Origin of the sequence: Candidatus Allofournierella merdipullorum (assembly GCF_048426865.1) — a bacterium.
GTDB classification, from domain to species: domain Bacteria; phylum Bacillota; class Clostridia; order Oscillospirales; family Ruminococcaceae; genus Allofournierella_A; species Allofournierella_A merdipullorum.
Genome location: NZ_DBFNWJ010000053.1, coordinates 1 through 16,945 on the forward strand (window position 1 = coordinate 1; position 16,945 = coordinate 16,945).

Annotated in this window: 17 protein-coding genes and 1 pseudogene; 9 read left to right on the forward strand and 9 right to left on the reverse strand. The window is 64.2% G+C overall.

The features are described from left to right. Window positions 1-72 precede the first annotated feature (72 nt). Together ACMNAY_RS09765 and ACMNAY_RS09770 are read left to right on the forward strand one after the other, a co-directional pair. The gene (locus ACMNAY_RS09765) at window positions 73-558 is read left to right on the forward strand and encodes a GNAT family N-acetyltransferase (protein ID WP_418719240.1); all 486 of its coding nucleotides are present in this window, start codon (window positions 73-75) and stop codon (window positions 556-558) included. Between the two features lie 79 nt (window positions 559-637). Next, a complete protein-coding gene (locus tag ACMNAY_RS09770; RefSeq protein ID WP_418719241.1) occupies window positions 638-1,495 on the forward strand; it encodes an AraC family transcriptional regulator in 858 nt (285 codons plus the stop codon). Between the two features lie 47 nt (window positions 1,496-1,542). On the opposite strand, the gene ACMNAY_RS09775 is transcribed toward ACMNAY_RS09770, so the two are convergent. From ACMNAY_RS09775 to ACMNAY_RS09815, 9 genes and pseudogenes are all read right to left on the reverse strand, one after another. Beyond that, complete coding sequence (locus ACMNAY_RS09775; RefSeq protein ID WP_418719242.1) at window positions 1,543-2,193, reverse strand: vWA domain-containing protein; 651 nt, start codon at window positions 2,191-2,193, stop codon at window positions 1,543-1,545. Between the two features lie 83 nt (window positions 2,194-2,276). Beyond that, window positions 2,277-2,627, reverse strand: a complete 351-nt coding sequence (locus ACMNAY_RS09780; RefSeq protein WP_418719243.1) for a DUF2200 domain-containing protein — start codon at window positions 2,625-2,627, stop codon at window positions 2,277-2,279. Between the two features lie 19 nt (window positions 2,628-2,646). Next, window positions 2,647-3,615, reverse strand: a complete 969-nt coding sequence (locus ACMNAY_RS09785) for an O-acetyl-ADP-ribose deacetylase (RefSeq protein WP_418719244.1) — start codon at window positions 3,613-3,615, stop codon at window positions 2,647-2,649. A gap of 18 nt (window positions 3,616-3,633) precedes the next feature. After that, a pseudogene (locus ACMNAY_RS09790) lies at window positions 3,634-4,143 on the reverse strand (AAA family ATPase); the annotation flags it as partial. A gap of 131 nt (window positions 4,144-4,274) precedes the next feature. Then, window positions 4,275-5,204 (reverse strand): thioredoxin-disulfide reductase, encoded by a 930-nt coding sequence (gene trxB / locus ACMNAY_RS09795; protein ID WP_418719245.1) that lies wholly within the window; start codon window positions 5,202-5,204, stop codon window positions 4,275-4,277. A gap of 13 nt (window positions 5,205-5,217) precedes the next feature. Beyond that, entirely contained in the window at window positions 5,218-5,541 is a 324-nt protein-coding gene (locus tag ACMNAY_RS09800; protein WP_394976329.1) for a thioredoxin family protein, read from the reverse strand. 122 nt (window positions 5,542-5,663) lie between these two features. After that, window positions 5,664-6,278 (reverse strand): DUF6553 family protein, encoded by a 615-nt coding sequence (locus tag ACMNAY_RS09805; protein WP_418719246.1) that lies wholly within the window; start codon window positions 6,276-6,278, stop codon window positions 5,664-5,666. 66 nt (window positions 6,279-6,344) lie between these two features. Continuing rightward, window positions 6,345-8,465 carry an FtsX-like permease family protein gene (locus ACMNAY_RS09810; protein WP_418719247.1) on the reverse strand — a complete coding sequence of 707 codons (2,121 nt, stop codon included), beginning with the start codon at window positions 8,463-8,465 and terminating at the stop codon, window positions 6,345-6,347. Window positions 8,466-8,470: 5 nt separating this feature from the next. Further along, window positions 8,471-9,214 (reverse strand): ABC transporter ATP-binding protein, encoded by a 744-nt coding sequence (locus ACMNAY_RS09815; protein ID WP_394966516.1) that lies wholly within the window; start codon window positions 9,212-9,214, stop codon window positions 8,471-8,473. Between the two features lie 224 nt (window positions 9,215-9,438). Here ACMNAY_RS09815 and ACMNAY_RS09820 point away from each other — a divergent pair, with 224 nt between their 5' ends. The 7 genes from ACMNAY_RS09820 (at window position 9,439) to ACMNAY_RS09850 (ending at window position 16,701) form a co-directional block, all read left to right on the forward strand. Next, window positions 9,439-10,152, forward strand: coding sequence for a LytR/AlgR family response regulator transcription factor (locus ACMNAY_RS09820; protein ID WP_394976322.1), 714 nt, complete (start codon window positions 9,439-9,441; stop codon window positions 10,150-10,152). A 3-nt stretch (window positions 10,153-10,155) separates the two neighbouring features. Next, window positions 10,156-11,424, forward strand: a complete 1,269-nt coding sequence (locus ACMNAY_RS09825; protein WP_418719248.1) for a sensor histidine kinase — start codon at window positions 10,156-10,158, stop codon at window positions 11,422-11,424. Window positions 11,425-11,581: 157 nt separating this feature from the next. Continuing rightward, window positions 11,582-13,315: an ABC transporter ATP-binding protein/permease gene (locus tag ACMNAY_RS09830; protein ID WP_418719249.1), complete on the forward strand. Its 1,734-nt coding sequence runs from the start codon at window positions 11,582-11,584 to the stop codon at window positions 13,313-13,315. Further along, on the forward strand, window positions 13,312-14,973 hold the full coding sequence (gene cydC / locus ACMNAY_RS09835) for a thiol reductant ABC exporter subunit CydC (protein WP_418719250.1): 1,662 nt from the start codon (window positions 13,312-13,314) through the stop codon (window positions 14,971-14,973). Before ACMNAY_RS09830 ends, cydC begins: the two co-directional genes overlap by 4 nt. Next, window positions 14,973-15,308, forward strand: a complete 336-nt coding sequence (locus ACMNAY_RS09840; RefSeq protein ID WP_394966526.1) for a nitrous oxide-stimulated promoter family protein — start codon at window positions 14,973-14,975, stop codon at window positions 15,306-15,308. Before cydC ends, ACMNAY_RS09840 begins: the two co-directional genes overlap by 1 nt. Further along, complete coding sequence (locus ACMNAY_RS09845) at window positions 15,308-15,700, forward strand: DUF454 family protein (protein WP_394966528.1); 393 nt, start codon at window positions 15,308-15,310, stop codon at window positions 15,698-15,700. Before ACMNAY_RS09840 ends, ACMNAY_RS09845 begins: the two co-directional genes overlap by 1 nt. A gap of 65 nt (window positions 15,701-15,765) precedes the next feature. Beyond that, a complete protein-coding gene (locus ACMNAY_RS09850; RefSeq protein WP_418719251.1) occupies window positions 15,766-16,701 on the forward strand; it encodes a type I phosphomannose isomerase catalytic subunit in 936 nt (311 codons plus the stop codon). Window positions 16,702-16,945: the final 244 nt, after the last annotated feature.

A 16,945-nucleotide genomic window follows, 5' to 3' on the forward strand; every position in this document is an offset into this window, starting at 1 on the left:
ACAAAAAAAGAAACGCGCCGCCCGCCCGGGAGCCGCTTTTTTGTGGTATACTGGAAAAAAGGGGGGCGTGGGATGGACCGGAGAAAAATGTTTGAAAGGCAGGAACAGACGGTGGAGATACGCCCGGCATGTCCCCGGGACATCGAGGGCTGGATGGCCCTTGTGTGCCGCGTGAAAGACGATTTTCCGGGGCTGGAAAGCGCGGAGGGGCTGCGGGAACATCGAGAAGTGACGCTCCGCTTTATGCAAAGCGGGTCCGCGCTCTGCGCAGTGCGGGGCGAACGGCTTGTGGGCGCGCTTTTGTTCTCGAAGGAAGCCGGTGCGCTGTGCTTTCTGGCGGTGGACCCGGCCTGCCGCAGGCAGCACATTGGAGAGAGACTGGTGTCCTCCATGCTGGCGCAGATGGACGAGGGAAAAGACGTCGCCGTGACCACCTACCGGGAGGGCGACCCGCGGGGAGCCGCCGCCCAGGCCTTTTACAAACGCCTTGGCTTTTCGGAGGGGCGGCTGGGGGAGGAGTTTGGCTGCCCGGTGCAGGAGTTCACCCTCAAGCGATAGCAGACAGACCCGGACACAAAAAATCGGGCAGGGACCGGCGCTTTGATGTATGCTGGTGCCAGAAGGAAGGTGTGACCGAATGGATTGGGTGGAAAGCATTCATCGGGCGATCCGGTACATCGAAGACCATCTCCGGGAGGAGCTGACCATCGGGGACATCGCGCGGCAGGTAGCCTTGTCGCCCTTTTATTTCCAAAAGGGTTTTGCCATGCTGTGCGGCATGACGGTGGGCGACTATATCCGCCAGCGTCGGCTTTCCGCCGCCGGGCTGGAGGTCCTCACGACGGACCGGAAGATCATCGACATTGCGCTGGAGTTCGGCTACGACTCGCCGGACAGCTTCACCAAAGCGTTCGCCCGCTTCCATGGGCTCACACCTGCCGCGCTGCGAAAAAGCGGAGGCGCGGTTCGTTCCTTTGCGCCGCTTCGGATCAAAGTGACATTGGAAGGTGGTCAAAACATGGATTGCAAAATCATGAAAAAAGAGGCGTTCACCGTTCTCTGCCGGGCAAAGACCTTTAAATATGAGGAGGGCGCCGCAGCAGTGCCCCGGTTCTGGGCCGAGCACTTCGCAGAGGGCGGCGGCAAGGTGGTGCGCGGGATGTACGGCATCAATCTGGACGAGAGCATGGGAGGCAACGAGTTCGAATATCTCATTGCCGACAACTATGACCCCGCCGGCGAGGTGCCCGTCGGCTTTACCACCCGCACCATCCCGGCCCACACCTGGGCGGTGTTCCCCTGCACCGGCAAAATGCCCCAGGCGCTGCAGGTGCTGAACCAGCAGATCTTCTCCCAGTGGCTGCCCACGAACCCTGATTACAAGATCGCGGCGGGGATCAACGTGGAAATGTACACGGACGCCAGCAAGTTCGAACAGAGCACGCAGGACCAGGAATACTATTGCGAGGTCTGGCTCCCGGTGGAAAAGAAATAATGGTGTTGCCTCCGGCCCCGCTGCGCTGCGGCTGCCGGAGGCTTTTGTTATTTCTTTTGCCGGTTATGAAAATCCTGTTCGATGGCGTCTTTCCAGTGGGCGTTCAGCGGGACGCTGCTGCGGACGGCAGAGGCCGCCTGGCTCACCACATCGTAGTTCAAACGGGTGCCCGCGCTGTCGCAGCGGTAGTTCACCGCCCGGTCGGCGCCGATGCCGAGGTCACCCGCCGTTTCCACCGCGTCGATGTTGGCGCCCAAAAAAAGGAACTCCCAGCCATACCGCTCCTTTTGCCGCAGGATCATCTCCCGCACCTGGCGGGCGGTGTAGCGGTGGCTGGCATTTTCCATGCCGTCGGTGATGACCAAGAACAGGGTGTGCTCCGGCACGTCCTCGGGCCGGGCGTACTTGTGGATGTTCCCAATGTGGCGGATGGCGCCGCCCACCGCGTCCAGCAGGGCGGTGCAGCCCCGAACGAAGTAGTCCCGGTCAGTGATGGGGCGGACGGAGCTCAGCTGCACCCGGTCGTGGAGGACTTCGCTCTGACTGTCAAAGAGAACGGTGGAGACCAGAGCCTCGCCGGGCTGCCGTTTCTGCTTTTCCAGCAGGGAATTGAACCCGCCGATGGTGTCGCTTTCCAGCCCCTGCATGGAGCCGCTGCGGTCCAGAATGAATACCAGTTCGGTCAAATCTTTTTTCATAACAAAACCCCCTGTACTGTGATTTGCTTACAAACACAGTATAGGGGGCTTTCGTTTGTGGTTGGTCGCCCGGTGGGCGACATTTATGCGCGCAGGATCTTTTCCGTGGGGCGGCCCTTGGCCAGTTCGTCCACCAGCTTGTCCAGCTGGCGGATCGCCTGCATCAGCGGGTCCTCGATGGTCTCCACCTGCACGCCGCACACCTTGCCGGTGATAAGGGCACGGCCGGGGTTCATGGCGGGAGCATTCCGGAAAAAGTCGCCGTAGGTTATGCGGCTTTGCTCCAGGCGGGCGAGTTCTTCCGGCGAATAGCCGGTGAGCCAGGCGGTCACCCGGTCCACTTCCTCCCGGGTGCGGCCCTTCTTCACGGCCTTGTTCACCAGCAGGGGATAGAGGGTCGAAAAGGGCATCTGTGTCACATCAGTGCGGGGCATGGGACTCTCCTTTCCGGGCTCAGCCGCCCAGCAGGCTCTGGTCAAAGGCGAACAGAGCTTCGTTGATCTGGAAAATATCGTAGTTCTGGTGGGCGATGAAATATTCCACGATGATGTCGAACCGGCTGGCGTGGGAGAAGGCAAAACCCGCCTTTTCCAGCAGCTCCCGGGCCTCGGCCAGCGGCAGTTCCAGCGCGACGGCAAAGGCCATGGCGGTGGGCTTGGAGGGGCGGTAGTGTATGTCCGAGCGTATCTTGGAAAACAGCTTGCGGTCGATGTTGGCCTTTTTGTAACACTGGGCGTCGGTCATGCCCTTTTCGTCGATTTTGCGCAGCAGCATCTGGGAAAAACTCTCGTCCAGCCGGTCCAGCGCCTCGTCCAGCCCGGCGGGCATCGCCATCGGAGCAGCCGCAAAGGCCGCGGCCCGGCGGTATTCCTCTTCCCGGGGGCTGGTGTGCTGCTCCACATAGCGGTCGTCGATGTAGGCGGCGATGTCGGCAAAGAGCTTTTCTCCGATGGAAAAGGCCGCCCGGTCAAAGATGACCAGATAGACGGTCATATCGTGAGCCAGAAGAAAATCCCCGATCACGTCCACGGCGGTTTTCAGCGCCCGGTCTTTGGGGTAGCCGTAGGCCCCGGCGGAAATGAGGGGGAACGCCACCGTTCGGCAGCCGTGCTCCAGCGCCAGGTCCAGCGAGGCGCGGTAAGCCCCGGCCAGCAGTTCCCGCTCGCCGTGGCTGCCGCCCTGCCACACAGGGCCCACGGTGTGAATGACGTATTTTGCGGGCAGGCGGTAACCCTTGGTGATTTTGGCCCGGCCCGTTTTGCAGCCGCCCAGACCGCGGCATTCGGCCAGAAGTTCGGGCCCGGCGGCCCGGTGGATGGCGCCGTCCACCCCTCCGCCGCCCAACAGGCTCTCGTTGGCGGCGTTGACGATGGCGTCCACCCTCATGGTGGTGATGTCGTTTCGCACGATGCGCAGGGGCACGGGGGCCGCCTCCTTCCTTTAAAAGTCTACCTGATAGTTCCCGTCGATGAGGATGTATTCCGCGCCGTATTTGCGGCAGGCCTCCAGCGCCCGGGCGTTGTCCCAAAGCAGGTCTTCCTGCGTGCAGTCGTCGCACATTCGCTGCTCCGCGTCGTTGGCATGGGCCAGAATGTCCCGGTAATGGGCGCGGATGTAGTCTTCACTCATCACCAGGCAGCGGTACCGGATGTGGGCGCGGTATTCCTCCGGAAAATCCTTTGCCCAGTCGAAGGGGATGTAGCAGCCCTCCACGATCAGATCCTGCCCGTTCTCAATGGCGGCCTTGACCATCTCCCGCACCACCGGCCACAGCAGGTTCGTCAGCTCACAATCGCGGCTCAAGGGGGTCAGGTCGGTGCGGCCGCTGCGGATGAGGCCCATCTTCAGGTGGTCGATGGAAATGCAAAAGCAGCCGTACCGCTTCACGAGTTTTTGGGCGAGGACGGTCTTTCCCGTGTGAGACGCCCCCGCGATCAGAATGACCATGCGGCTCTCCCTCCCGGCGGTTTTTGCGGGCCGGCTTTGCCGCCCGCAGCTTCATCATAGCACGGGCGGCTCCGTCTGGCAATCGGGGCAAAAGAAAACACACCGCGGCCCCCCGCGGTGTGCTGTGAAAACGTTCAAATGCCGCTCGCCAGATATTCCTCGGCCATGTGTACCGCCATGGCCCCGTCGGCCACCGCGGTGACCACCTGCCGCAGCAGCTTCGTGCGCACGTCGCCCACAGCGTAAACGCCGGGCACGCTGGTCCTGGTGGTCTCGTCCGCCACGATGTAGCCGCCCGCGTCCAGCTCCAGCTGGCCCTCGGCCAGTTGGGTGGCGGGCTTGCGGCCCACGCTGATGAACACCCCGTCGCAGGGCAGAACAGTCTCTTCGCCGGTGTTCACATCCCGCAGCTTCACGCCGGTGAGTTTGTCGTCATGAAGCAGTTCGGCAACGGTGCTGTTCCAACGGAACTCCACGTTTTTCGCCTGCATCAGCGGCTGGTGATAGACCTTCGTGGCCCGCAGGATGTCCCGCCGGTGGACGAGGATCACCTTTTCGGCAATGCGGCTCAGCAGCAGGGCGTCCTCGGCGGCGGAGTTGCCGCCGCCCACCACCACAACGGTCTTGCCCTTGTAGCGCATGCCGTCGCAGGCGGCGCAGTAAGCCACGCCCCGGCCGGTGAGGGCGGCCTCGTGTTCCAGCCCCAGCTGCCGGGGGTCGGCCCCGGTGGCCAGCGCCACGGTGCGGGCGTAAAAATCGCCCTCGCTGGTGTGCAGCACCTTGGGGGAGGCGGTCAGGTCCGCCCGCTCCACCTGGGCGTACTCGGTCTTTGCGCCGAACCGCTGCGCCTGCTGCTGCATCTTTTCTCCCAGCGTGAAGCCGTCGATGCCGTCCTCGTAGCCGGGGTAGTTGTCGATGACGTCGGTCAGAGCCATCTGCCCGCCCGCTGACAGCTTTTCCAGCACCAGCGTGTCCAGCCCGGCCCGGGCGGCGTAGAGGGCGGCGGTGTAACCGCCCGGGCCGCCGCCCACCACGATCATATCATACACATGGGTCCCGCTCATGTTCACTGTCTCCTTACTGCTCCAGCGTCTCCCGGATGAACCGGTCGATGGCTGCCTTGGAATCGGGGGCGACGATGGAACCAAGCACCTTGCCGTCCCGGTAGAGCACCAGGGTGGGGATGACCTCCACGCCGGCGTCCTTCGCCAGCTGGCCGTCCTCGTCGATGTTCACCTTGGCCACGGTCAGCCGGTCGGAATATTCCCCGGCGATCTGGTCATAGGCGGGGCCGATGCGCCGGCAGTAGCCGCACCAGGGCGCCCAGAAGTCCACCAGCAGGGGCTTGTCCCCCGCCACACTCTGCTTGAATTGTTCCGCGTTTATGTTCATGGCTGCCATACCGGTCAGCTCCTTTCCTTTGTTTGAATTTAGTATACCCCAAAATGTGACGTTCTTCTGTGATGACGTCACCCAGCACACAAACAAAGGCAGAGCCCCCGCCGGGGCCCTGCCTCGCTTTTTTATTTGCCCTGCGCGCACCGGGCGAAGGCGCGTTCCAGCGCTTCGCCGCCATCCGGGAAAACCAGCGTGAACGCCTCCCGGGCGGCGGGGGCCAGAGGCGCGAACGCTTCCTCCACACCTGCCCAGCGGGGCACCAGCACAGTGACCTCCGCCGTTTCCGCCGCGGCTTTTTCAATGAGCTGCTCGTTTTTCATCCGCATCAGACCCATCAGCGTGGTGCCGTAGCTGCTCTCGGTGCAGGTCTTTAGATATAGCCGCACCGCATGCACCAGCTCACAGTGCAGCAGCGTGCGGCCGGGGTCTGTGCGGGTCGCTTCCGGCAGCAGCAGAGCGGCCGTCTCCCGAAGCTCCTTTTCGGCGGCGCGCACCTGCCGGGGTGCAAGGCCCAGCTTGCGCCAGCGGTCCAGCCCCAGCCAGAGGGCGACATACCGGTCGGCCAAAGGAGCGTTTTTGCGCGGGCGCACATAGCGCGCATCCCACAATCTGCGGCGCAGCTCGTTCTCCACCGCGTCGCCCTCGCCGATGGCTATGGTTTCCTCCAGCATCCAGCGGCGCTTTTCCGCGTCGAATTCCTCGTAATACCGCGCCGGCCAGGCGGTTTGGCTTTGTGTCATGGGGACAGCTCCTTCCTTCATATATGACACAAGTATCCCACGCCGGGAGCGGGTTGTCAACGCCGGTCACAGCTCCAGCACACGGAACACGCCCCGCACCGCCAGCCGGTACACGCCCCAGAGCGCTGCGGCCACCACGGCAATGAGAAGCAGACAGCTGCCGAGGCCTGCCAGTTCCCCGGCGGAGAGCCGGCCATCGTTGAAGAACATGATCATGCCATAGAATATGTAGATCAGCCCGATGCCCGCGGCGGCCGGCACGGTGAACACCCGCCGCACCTGGCTGCGGGCCGAGCGCCGCATCCAGCCCCTGGAAGCACCCAGACGGCGCAGGTCCTCGTAGACCCGGCGGTTCTCCAGCGCGATGGTGAGGCTGCGCACAAAGCCGATGACCGCCGCAGCCGCGAAACAGACGATGCAGATGAAGATGAACAGGATCAGGAACACCGCCAGCGTGCGCACGAAGTCCGCCTTGTCCAGCACGCGGAACTGGGGCATATACTGCCAGAAGAGACGGAACTCGGAGCTATCCCGCAGGGAATAGTCGATGGCGGTCTCGCCGTTGGCCAAGAGGGACTCCCGGTCCAGAAAATAGGAGCCCTCCTCTTCGATGTAACGCTGGCGCACCACCGGGTCCCAGCTGCTGTGCAGAGCTACCTCCGGGCCGGAGCGGTCCACGATCTCATTGAAGAGCGCTTTGGCAAAGGCGTATTCATCGCCGCCTTCCGCCACGTCAAAAAAGACCATTTCCTCCCGCCAGTCGCCGGGCAGGCCGGCGGTCATCGCGGCCCAGTCGCCGTCGTCCAGCACAAAGTACCCGAACAGCATGTCGTGGCACAACGGCGCGGCGGCGCTGACGGACCGGCTTTCGCCGGTGACAGTGTTGGTCACCAGACCGATGGAGGAGTCGAACCTGCCCTGGCTGCTGCCGGAAGCGTCCAGCACCGCCGCGGCCTGCCCAGGAGCGATGTCCACGCTCTCGCCGGTGAGGGCGTTCCAGCCGCTCTCGGGCAAAAACAGCGCCGAGGAATCCAGCTCGCTGTACACTGCCTCCCAGGTGGTGCCCAGCGGGCCCTCGGTCTCCACCTGATGCTCGCCGTCCACCCCCAGGCGCACCATGGGCGTTTCAGCCCAGCGGGTCACCTCTACGCCGTACTCTCCGGCCAGCGCCAGCACTTCGTCCTTTTGCGGCATATCCTGGTCGGCCCGGTAATGGAAGGCAAAATCCACCGGACGCGCGTCGTAGCTCATCATGGAGCCGGTGCCCAGCATGGGCGCGTAGAATCCCGCGAAGCACGCCCCGCCGATGAGCACCGTCATCACCAGCATGTTACGCACGGTCTGACGCCCCTCAAAACGCATCATGGAGACCGAGAGAATGTCCCGGTGCCAAAGGGCTTTCCGGCCCCAGCCGTTGGCCACCGTGTGCAGCAGCATCATGTACAGCCCCGCCAGAGCCGGGAGGTAAAAGGGCGCGGTGAAAAAAGAGGGGGCATACCAGTGCAGCCATCGCACACAGATGGTGGGCACAAGGTAGCCGCACAGACAGCCTGCCACCGTCAGCAGTATGCCCTGCCAGCCGTACCGGCGGGGCACCGCCCGCACCGGCTCGGCGGTGTGGCTCTGGCGCACAACCTCCATGATGCTGGCCTTGCGCACCGAGCGCCGCCCCAGCCACAGCAGCATGAGCACGGTGTAAAGGGCAAAGGCCAGCGGCCAGACCAGCGCTTTGAAGTCAAAACGCAGGAGCATTTCGCTGCTGTCCACCACAAAGGCGCGGAACAGCTGCCACAGCCCGAAGGCCAGCGGCGCGCCCAGAACGGCTCCCGCTCCGCAGGACGCCAGCCCCAGCATGCACAATTCCGGAAGCAGCAGCGACTGCACCTGCGCCCGGCTGGCCCCCAGCGCCAGGAACACCCCTGTTTCCCGGGAGCGCTGACGCAGAAACAGCCCGGCGGCGTAGGCGGTGAACACCCCGCAGCCCAGCACCGCCAGCACAAAGATCATGTCCATCTGCTTGCGGCTGTCGCCCCCTTCCGGCAGCACCTCGAGGATGGTGGGCGCGCGCATCATGAAGGCGTAGGCGGTGATGAGCAGAGTGGAGAAAAAGCAGCACCCGGCCAAAAGAGCGTAGCGGCTGCGGCCCCGGCTGCGCAGCCGCGCCCACACGGAAGTAAAGCTGTTCACTCCGCTCACTCCTTTCCCATTTCCCGGATGACGTCCAGCAGCGCGTCCTGAAAGGCGCCCCGCTCCATGCCGCCTTTTTCCAGCGTGCGGCGCACCCGGCCGTCCTGCAAAATGACCACCCGGTCGCAGTGGGAGGCGGCGTAGGAGTCGTGGGTCACCATGAAGATGGTGGCCCCCAGCGCCTGCCGGGCCTGTTCAAAGGTGCCGATCACCGCCCGGGCGGATTTGGAGTCCAGATTGCCGGTGGGTTCGTCCGCCAGCACCAGCAGCGGGTGGTTGATGAGCGCCCGGGCCACCGCCGTGCGCTGCTTTTCGCCGCCGGAGATCTCGGCAGGATATTTGTCGCGGATGGCGCTGATGCCGAACACGTCGCACAGCTGATCTGCCCGGGCCTCGGCGGTGCTGTTGATGTTCCCGCTCAGGATGGCCGGCAGCAGGATGTTCTCCCGCACCGAGAGGCCGTCCAGCAAAAGAAAATCCTGAAAAACAAAGCCCAGTTTGCGGTTGCGCACTTCGGCCAGTTCGTCCTCCTTCAGCCGGGCAAGCTCCACTCCGTCCAGCAGAATGCTGCCGGAGTCGGCGGGGGTGTAGCAGGAGATGCAGTTGAGCAGGGTGGTCTTGCCGGAGCCGGAGGGCCCCATCACCGCCACAAACTCGCCTTTTCTCACCGCCAGGTCCACCCCGCAGAGCACGTCGAAGCGGTTTTTCCCCACCTGATAGGATTTGTAAAGGTTTTTCACCGTGAGCATATTGCGTTCCGTCCTTTCCGGGGCCGGGAGCCCTCTGCTTCAAGAGTAGTCCGCCCGGCCCGCAGGGGCAAACGGGCCGGTCATTTTCGGCCCGGCAAAGGGCAGCTTTTGCGCGGCATGGCCGCGGCGTGTAAAATTTGGCGCTTTTGCCGTCAAGTTTGGTTTGGCGCGGGGGGCTGCTCCGTGGTACAATACCCGCAGAAAGGCCGGAAGGGGGGAGAGCCGTGCTTCGCATCGGCATCTGCGACGACGTATACGACGCCCGGCTGGTGCTGCGGGCCGCGCTGGAACGCGCGGTGGAAAAACGACGCACCGCCGCCGCGTTTTTTGAATTTTCCGCCGGGGAAAACCTGCTGCGCTGGCTGGAGAGCCACGCAGGGGAACTGGACCTGGTGTTTCTGGACCTGGAGATGGGCGAGGTGGACGGCATCGAGACCGCCCGGCGGCTGCGGGCAGCGGACGAGGGGCTGCAGATCGTGTTTGTCACCGGCCACGCCGACCGGGTGTTCGACGGCTACGGCGTGGGGGCGCTGGGCTACCTGCTCAAGCCACCGGCTCCCGAGGCGCTGGAAGAAATGCTGGACCGGGCCGGGGCGGCGCTGTGCCGGGAACTGGAGCGTGCCTTTGTCTGCCGCAGCGGCGAGGTGTATTACCGCATCCCGCTGCAAAAAATATGCTATTTTTCCTCCGACCGGCGGCAGGTGACCTGCGTGACGAGGGACCGGGAATATACTTTCTACGGCAAGCTGGACGATGTGGCCGCCCAGCTGGGGCCGGGCTTTGTGCGGGTGCATCAGCGGTATCTGGTGCGGGCGGCGGCGGTGGAACGGCTGGAGGGCGCGGAGGTGTATCTCGACGGAGGCGCTTCGCTGCCGGTGAGCCGCTCCTGCCGGCAGACGGCGCTGCTGGCCATGGCCCGGGCGGAACTGGAGGACTGACCTATGGATGGATTGCTCCTGATCCTGTTGAGCCTTGGGTGCTCCGCCTGCATCGGCACGCCCGCCTTTCTGCTCTGCCGCCCCTTTGCCGACCTGCGGGGCCGCCGGTGGCAAAAGACGCTGATGCTGCTGGGCCTGGGCTACATGGGCAGCCTGCCCATCTGGGTGGGAGACCCGAACCTGCTTTATGCGCTGCCGGTGTTTCTGGCGGCGTTTTTGCTCTGCACCCGGGGCGATGCGGCGGGACGGCTGGCGGTGGCGGTCATCTTCTTCTGCCTTATCATGTCGCTGAGCGCCCTCGTCGACAACTACGCGGCGGAGGTGCTCTGGGGCGGATTCACCAGCGATGTGTTTGCCCTTTTGCTGCGGGCCGCGGTACTGACAGGAATATGGCTGGCGCTGAAAAAACGCCTGCCGGAGCAGCCGATGAGCCTTTCGCCCCGGCTGTGGCGGCTGGTGCTGGGGCTTGCCGCCATGCCGCTGTGTTCGTTGGCGGCGGTGGTGCTGCTCACCGGCTGGGAAGAACATGCGCCCCAGTTGGACACCCTCGCTCTGAAGATGGGACTTGCGGTGCTGCCGGTGGCGCTGGTCACCTCGGTGCTGCTGCTCTTCTCCATCACCGTTCTGGCCGAGCATGAGGCGCTGGAACAGGCCCGGCGGCTGGCCTCTCTGCGGGAGGCCTATTATCAGTCCCTGCGCGCACGGGAGAGCCAGGTGCGCCAGCTGCGCCACGACCTGCGCAACCACCTCACGGTGCTGGGCGGTCTGCTGGACCGGCAGCAGTGGGCGGAGGCCTGCGCCTATCTGGACGAACTGGGCCGCCAGGAGGGCCTGCAGGGGCCGGTGCGCTTTTGCGAGAACGAAGCGGCCAACGTGGTGCTTGCGGTGAAGGCGGCGGAGCTGGAACAGGCGGGCGTTCGGGCCGATTTCAAGGCGCAGCTGCCTTTGTCGCTGCCGCTGACGGATACCGACCTGTGCGCCCTTTTGGGCAACGCGCTGGACAACGCCCGGGAGGCCGCGGCACGCTGCCCCGACCCCTGGGTGCGGCTGCGCTGCCGGCAGGACAAAGGCCTGTTCATGCTGCAGGTGGAAAACCCCGTTGCCGGGCCGGTGGCCCCGGACCTTGCCACCACCAAGCCGGACCGCACTGCCCACGGTTTCGGCATCCCCGGTATGCGGGAGATCGCCCAGCGGTGCGGCGGCACGTTGCAGGCGGGGGAGGAGCAGGGGGATTTCCGGCTGGTGGTCTGCCTGCCGACAGGGCAAATGTGAGGCACGCCTCTCATTTTGCCCTTCCTGCCTTTTTTCTTGACAAACGGAAAACCGTTGTGGTATTCTGTATTGTGGTTAGCGGAGGCTAACTTATTTTCTTGGGATGAGGTTAGTTAAAACTAACGAACAAAGAAAGAGCGCAGAGGGGAGCAAGAGAATGATCAACAAGCGGCTGATCGGCATGGTCAGCGAGAGCAAAAAATATGTGGCGGCGGGAGTGGCCTTCCAGTGGGTGTCGCTGGCGGCGAACATCCTGCTCACCGGGGCCATCTGCCGCCTTTTGGCAGCGCTGTGGATGGGCACGGCCGCGCCGGCCGACCTTTTCAAACTGGGTGCGCTGGCCGCCGCCGCGCTGGCGGTGCGCTTTGGCTGCACGATGGCTTCCGCCAATATGAGCTGGAGGTCCAGCCGGGCGGTGAAGGCTAAACTCCGCCGCCTTATCTATGAAAAGCTGCTGCGGCTGGGAACAGCGGGCCGGCAGCAGGTGAACACCAGCGAGGCCGTGCAGGTGGCGGTGGAAGGGGTGGACCAGCTGGAGATTTACTTCGGCCAGTATCTGCCCCAGTTCTTCTACGCCATGCTGGCGCCGCTGACCCTGTTCGCGGTGCTGGCGCCGGTGGATCTGACGAGCGCCGTGGTGCTGCTGGTGTGTGTGCCGCTGATCCCGGTGTCCATCGCGGCGGTGCAGACCTGGGCCAAAAAGCTGCTGGGCCGCTACTGGGGGCAGTACACAGCCCTGGGCGACACCTTTCTGGAAAACCTGCAGGGTCTGACCACCTTGAAAATCTACGGCGCGGACGCCCAGAAACACGCCGAGATGAACGAGCAGGCGGAGCAGTTTCGCCGCATTACCATGAAGGTGCTTACCATGCAGCTGAACTCCATCACCATCATGGACCTCATCGCCTACGGCGGCGCCGCGGCGGGCATGGCCCTGGCGGTGAGCCGTTTTGCCGCCGGGCAGGTGAGCCTGGCGGGGGCGCTGTTCATCATCCTGCTGGCGGCAGAGTTCTTTCTGCCCATGCGGCTGCTGGGCAGCTTCTTCCATGTGGCCATGAACGGCATGGCGGCGGCGGAGCGCATCTTCCGTTTGCTGGATCTGCCGGAACCTGCGGCGGGCGGCGGGAAAGCCCCTGCCGAGGGTGGCATCGCCCTGCGGGACGCGGCCTTTGCCTACGAGGCGGACCGCCCGGTGCTGCGTGGCGTGACCATGGAGTTTGCCGCCGGCAGCTTTTGCGCGGTGGTGGGCGAGTCCGGCTGCGGCAAGTCCACCGTGGCCTCGCTGCTTACCGGCCGGCGCAGCCCGAACGGCGGCAGCGTCACGGTGGGCGGGCGGCCTTTGGCGGACATCGACGAGGCGGCCCTGGCCCGGCATATTACCTATATCTCCCACAACAGCTACCTGTTCAAGGGCACCGTGGCGGAGAACCTGCGCATGGCCCGGCCCGACGCGCCGGACGAAGCCCTTTGGCAGGCGCTGGAGCAGGTGAACCTGGCGGACTTTGTGCGGGCGGAAGGGGGCCTGAACGCCCCGGTGGCGGAGAAGGGCTCGAACCTTTCCGGCGGCCAGTGCCAGCGCCTTGCGCTGGCCCGGGCGCTGCTGCACGACAGCCCCGTTTACATCTTTGACGAGGCCACCTCCAACATCGACGTGGAGAGCGAAAACGACATCATGGCCCGCATCACCGAGCTGGCAAAGACTAAGACGGTCATCCTCATCTCCCACCGTCTGGCCAACGTGGCCGGCGCGGACAAACTCTACGTCATGGAGAACGGCCGTGTGGCCGAGGAGGGCAGCCATGCCGACCTGCTGGCCCGGGGCGGGGCTTACGCCCGGCTGTGGAACGCCCAGCAGGAACTGGAACAGTACAAAAGGGAGGACGCGGTATGAACAAAGAGCGAAGCGGCTTTGCCGTGATGGCCCGGCTCATCGGGCTGGTAAAGCCTCTTACGGGCCGGATGGTGCTGGCCATCCTGATGGGCCTTGCGGGGCATCTGTGCGCGGCTTTCATCACCATCTTCGGCGTGTTCGGCCTTCTGCGGGTGCTGGGCCTGGGCGGCCCGCTGCCCCTGCCGGCTCTTTTCATTGCCGCGGCGGTGATGGCGATGGCCCGGGGCCTGCTGCGCTACGGCGAACAGGCCTGCAACCACTACATCGCCTTCAAGCTGCTGGCCCTTCTGCGGGACAAGGTGTTCGCCGCCCTGCGGCGGCTTGCCCCCGCCAAACTGGAAGGCCGGGACAAGGGCGATCTGATCGCCGTCATCACCAGCGATATCGAGCTGCTGGAAGTGTTCTACGCCCACACCATCTCGCCGGTGGCCATCGCGGTGCTCTTCTGCGCCGGCATGGCGGTTTTCATCGGCGCCATCCATCCGCTGCTGGGCCTTGTCGCCCTGGCCGCCTGGCTGACGGTGGGCGTGCTCACGCCGCTGGCCGCAGCGCGGGCCTCCGGCAGCGCGGGCATGGAGTTCCGCCGCCGGTCGGGGGAGCTGTCCGCCTTTGTGCTGGACAGCCTGCGCGGTCTGCCGGAGATCTTGCAGTACGGCGCGGGCGAGCGCCGGCTGGCGGAGATGGAACGCCGCACCGGCGAGCTGGCCGGCCACGAAAAGCGGATGAAACGGGCCGCGGCGGTGGGTACCGCCGCCACCAACAGCCTCATCCTCGGCTTTGACCTGGCGATGCTCTTTGCGGCGGCGCTGCTGTGCATGAACGGCCGGCTGGACTTTGCCGGCGCGGCGGTGGCCACCGTGGCGCTGATGAGTTCCTTCGGGCCGGTGGTGGCCCTGGCCAATCTGGGCGCAGGCCTGCAGAGCACCTTTGCCGCCGGCAACCGGGTGCTGGACATCCTGGAGGAGACCCCCGTCACGGCGGAGGTGGAGGGCTGCGCGCCCACCGCTTTTGCCGGTGCAAAGGCGGAGAAGGTGACCTTCTCCTACGGCGACGAGCGCATTCTGGACGATCTGTCGCTGGACATCCCGGAGCACAGCGTCATCGGCGTGGTGGGCCGCAGCGGCAGCGGCAAATCCACCCTGCTCAAGCTGCTCATGCGCTTCTGGCAGGTGCAGCAGGGCAAAGTGGAGATCTCCGGCCGGCCCATCGACGGGGTGAACACCGCCGACCTGCGGGCCATGGAGGCCTATGTCACCCAGGAGACCCACCTCTTCCGGGACTCCATTCGCAGCAATCTGCGGCTGGCAAAGCCCGACGCCACCGACGCGGAGATCGAGGCCGCCTGTAAAAAGGCATCGGTACACGAGTTCATCCAAAGCCTGCCCCGGGGCTACGATACCCCGGTGGGCGAGCTGGGCGAGACCCTCTCCGGCGGCGAGCGCCAGCGGCTGGGCCTGGCCCGGGCCTTCCTCCACGCCGCGCCTTTCCTGCTGCTGGACGAACCCACCAGCAACCTGGACAGCCTGAACGAGGCGGTCATCCTGCGCTCGCTGGGCAAGGAGAGCGCGGGCCGAACGGTGGTGCTGGTGAGCCACCGGCGCAGCACCCTGCGCATCGCCGACCGGGTGGTGAGCGTGGAGCGGGGGAGACTGAGCTGATGGATGTGCAGAGCAAACGGCAGCGGGAAAAGGAGATGGTGGGGGCGATGATCGCCCTCTACTGCCGCAAAAAGCACGGCACACGCAAGGGCCTTTGCCCCGAATGTGAGGCACTGCTGGAGTACGCCTGCCGGCGCAGCGACTGCTGCCCTTTTATGGAGACCAAGACCTTCTGCTCCAACTGCAAGGTCCATTGCTACCGCCCGGAAATGCGGCAGAAAATACGGGAAGTCATGCGCTTCGCCGGGCCCCGGATGCTGTTTGTGCACCCGGTGGCGGCGGTGCGGCATCTCATTGAGAGCCGCCGGGAGAAAAAACGACAGGAGAGTGTCTGATGAAACTGAAAAAAGCGATGTATCTGGCCCTGGGCTTTCTGGGCCTCGCCCTGGGGGCTGTGGGAGCGGTGCTGCCGCTGCTGCCCGCATTTCCGTTCCTTTTGCTGGCGGCCTTCGGCTTTGGAAAAAGCAGCGAAAAGTTGGACGCCTGGTTCAAAAACACCCGCCTTTACCGGGAGAATCTGGCGGACTATGTGGCGGGCAAGGGCATGACCCGCAAAACCAAACTGCGCATCATGGTCACCGTGACCCTGCTCATGGCCGTGGGCTTTGCCATGATGCATGCCGTGCTCATCGGGCGCATCGTGCTGGGAGCGGTGTGGGTGTTCCACATCCTCTATTTCACCTTCGGGGTGCGCACCATCCCCGCGGGCGAGGCTTGCCGGGATTGATTTCGGTCGCCGGTGTGCTACAATAGTGGGCAGAAAAACAACGCCGGAAAAGGAGCGATGTTCCCATGCCCATTCTGAAACTGAAGCCCGCCTGCAAGGATTATCTTTGGGGCGGCAGCAAGCTGCGGGAGGAATACAACATCCCCTCGGAGCTGAATCCGCTGGCGGAGGCCTGGGTGCTCTCCTGCCACCCGGACGGCCCCAGCGTGGTGGAAAACGGCCCCGACGCGGAGCTGACCCTGCCGGAGTATATCGAAAAGCACGGCAGGGAAGTGCTGGGCAAACACTGCGCCCGGTTCGAGGATTTCCCCATCCTCACCAAGTTCATCGACGCGAAAGGCGATCTGTCCATCCAGGTGCACCCGGACAACGCCTATGCCCTGGAGCACGAGGGCCAGTACGGCAAGACCGAGATGTGGTACGTGCTGGAAGCAGAGCCGAACGCCTTCCTTTACTACGGCTTCAAGCACCCCATCACCAAAGAGGAATATAAGACCCGCATCGAGAACAACACCCTCACCGAGGTGCTGAACGCCGCCCCGGTGAAGAAGGGAGACGTGTTCTTCATTCCGGCGGGCACACTGCACGCCATCTGCAAGGGAATCGTTATCGCGGAGATTCAGCAGAACTCCAACGTCACCTATCGGGTCTACGACTACGGCCGCGTGGGCGCGGACGGCAAGCCCCGGCAGCTGCATGTGGCCCAGGCGCTGGAAGTGACCCAGTGCGCCCCGCCCCAGCCCCGGGACTTCGGCGGGCATCTGGCGGCCTGTGAGTACTTCACGGCGGACGCGGTGCAGGGCAGCGCCGAGGGTGTTTGCGATGAAGATTCTTTCACCAGCCTGCTCATCACCGACGGCGAGGGCGGCCTTTCCTGCGGCGGCGAAACGCTGACGGTGCGCAAGGGCGACAGCCTGTTTTTGCCCGCCGGCAGCGGCGAATGGAAGCTTGCCGGCGGCGCTTCGGCGCTGGTTTGCCGGGTTCCCGCTGCGCAAATCTGAACACATAAAAAGGCCTCTGCGCGTTTGCGTGGAGGCCTTTCAAATTTTTGCAAAAAAATTCACATTTAAACGGAATGTTGCACAAAAGGTTTTTAACACTCTTGTGTTTTAATACAAAGTTGCGGGCAATGCGTTGACGTTGAACGTGGTTATTGTATAATTAGAACAAGAAATTTGTAAGGCCACTGGATAAAATGTTCGTTCTGCCGGCGATGACGCGGACCGACATTCCGGCCGGCTTAAA

Coding starts and splice junctions, on each gene's coding strand:
- ACMNAY_RS09825 (WP_418719248.1), top strand. CDS start 10,156: ATGGATGGATTGCTCCTGATCCTGTTGAGCCTTGGGTGCTCCGCCTGC.
- ACMNAY_RS09775 (WP_418719242.1), bottom strand. CDS start 2,193: ATGAAAAAAGATTTGACCGAACTGGTATTCATTCTGGACCGCAGCGGC.
- ACMNAY_RS09845 (WP_394966528.1), top strand. CDS start 15,308: ATGAAACTGAAAAAAGCGATGTATCTGGCCCTGGGCTTTCTGGGCCTC.
- cydC (WP_418719250.1), top strand. CDS start 13,312: ATGAACAAAGAGCGAAGCGGCTTTGCCGTGATGGCCCGGCTCATCGGG.
- trxB (WP_418719245.1), bottom strand. CDS start 5,204: ATGAGCGGGACCCATGTGTATGATATGATCGTGGTGGGCGGCGGCCCG.
- ACMNAY_RS09765 (WP_418719240.1), top strand. CDS start 73: ATGGACCGGAGAAAAATGTTTGAAAGGCAGGAACAGACGGTGGAGATA.
- ACMNAY_RS09840 (WP_394966526.1), top strand. CDS start 14,973: ATGGATGTGCAGAGCAAACGGCAGCGGGAAAAGGAGATGGTGGGGGCG.
- ACMNAY_RS09770 (WP_418719241.1), top strand. CDS start 638: ATGGATTGGGTGGAAAGCATTCATCGGGCGATCCGGTACATCGAAGAC.
- ACMNAY_RS09805 (WP_418719246.1), bottom strand. CDS start 6,278: ATGACACAAAGCCAAACCGCCTGGCCGGCGCGGTATTACGAGGAATTC.
- ACMNAY_RS09800 (WP_394976329.1), bottom strand. CDS start 5,541: ATGGCAGCCATGAACATAAACGCGGAACAATTCAAGCAGAGTGTGGCG.
- ACMNAY_RS09830 (WP_418719249.1), top strand. CDS start 11,582: ATGATCAACAAGCGGCTGATCGGCATGGTCAGCGAGAGCAAAAAATAT.
- ACMNAY_RS09815 (WP_394966516.1), bottom strand. CDS start 9,214: ATGCTCACGGTGAAAAACCTTTACAAATCCTATCAGGTGGGGAAAAAC.
- ACMNAY_RS09780 (WP_418719243.1), bottom strand. CDS start 2,627: ATGCCCCGCACTGATGTGACACAGATGCCCTTTTCGACCCTCTATCCC.
- ACMNAY_RS09850 (WP_418719251.1), top strand. CDS start 15,766: ATGCCCATTCTGAAACTGAAGCCCGCCTGCAAGGATTATCTTTGGGGC.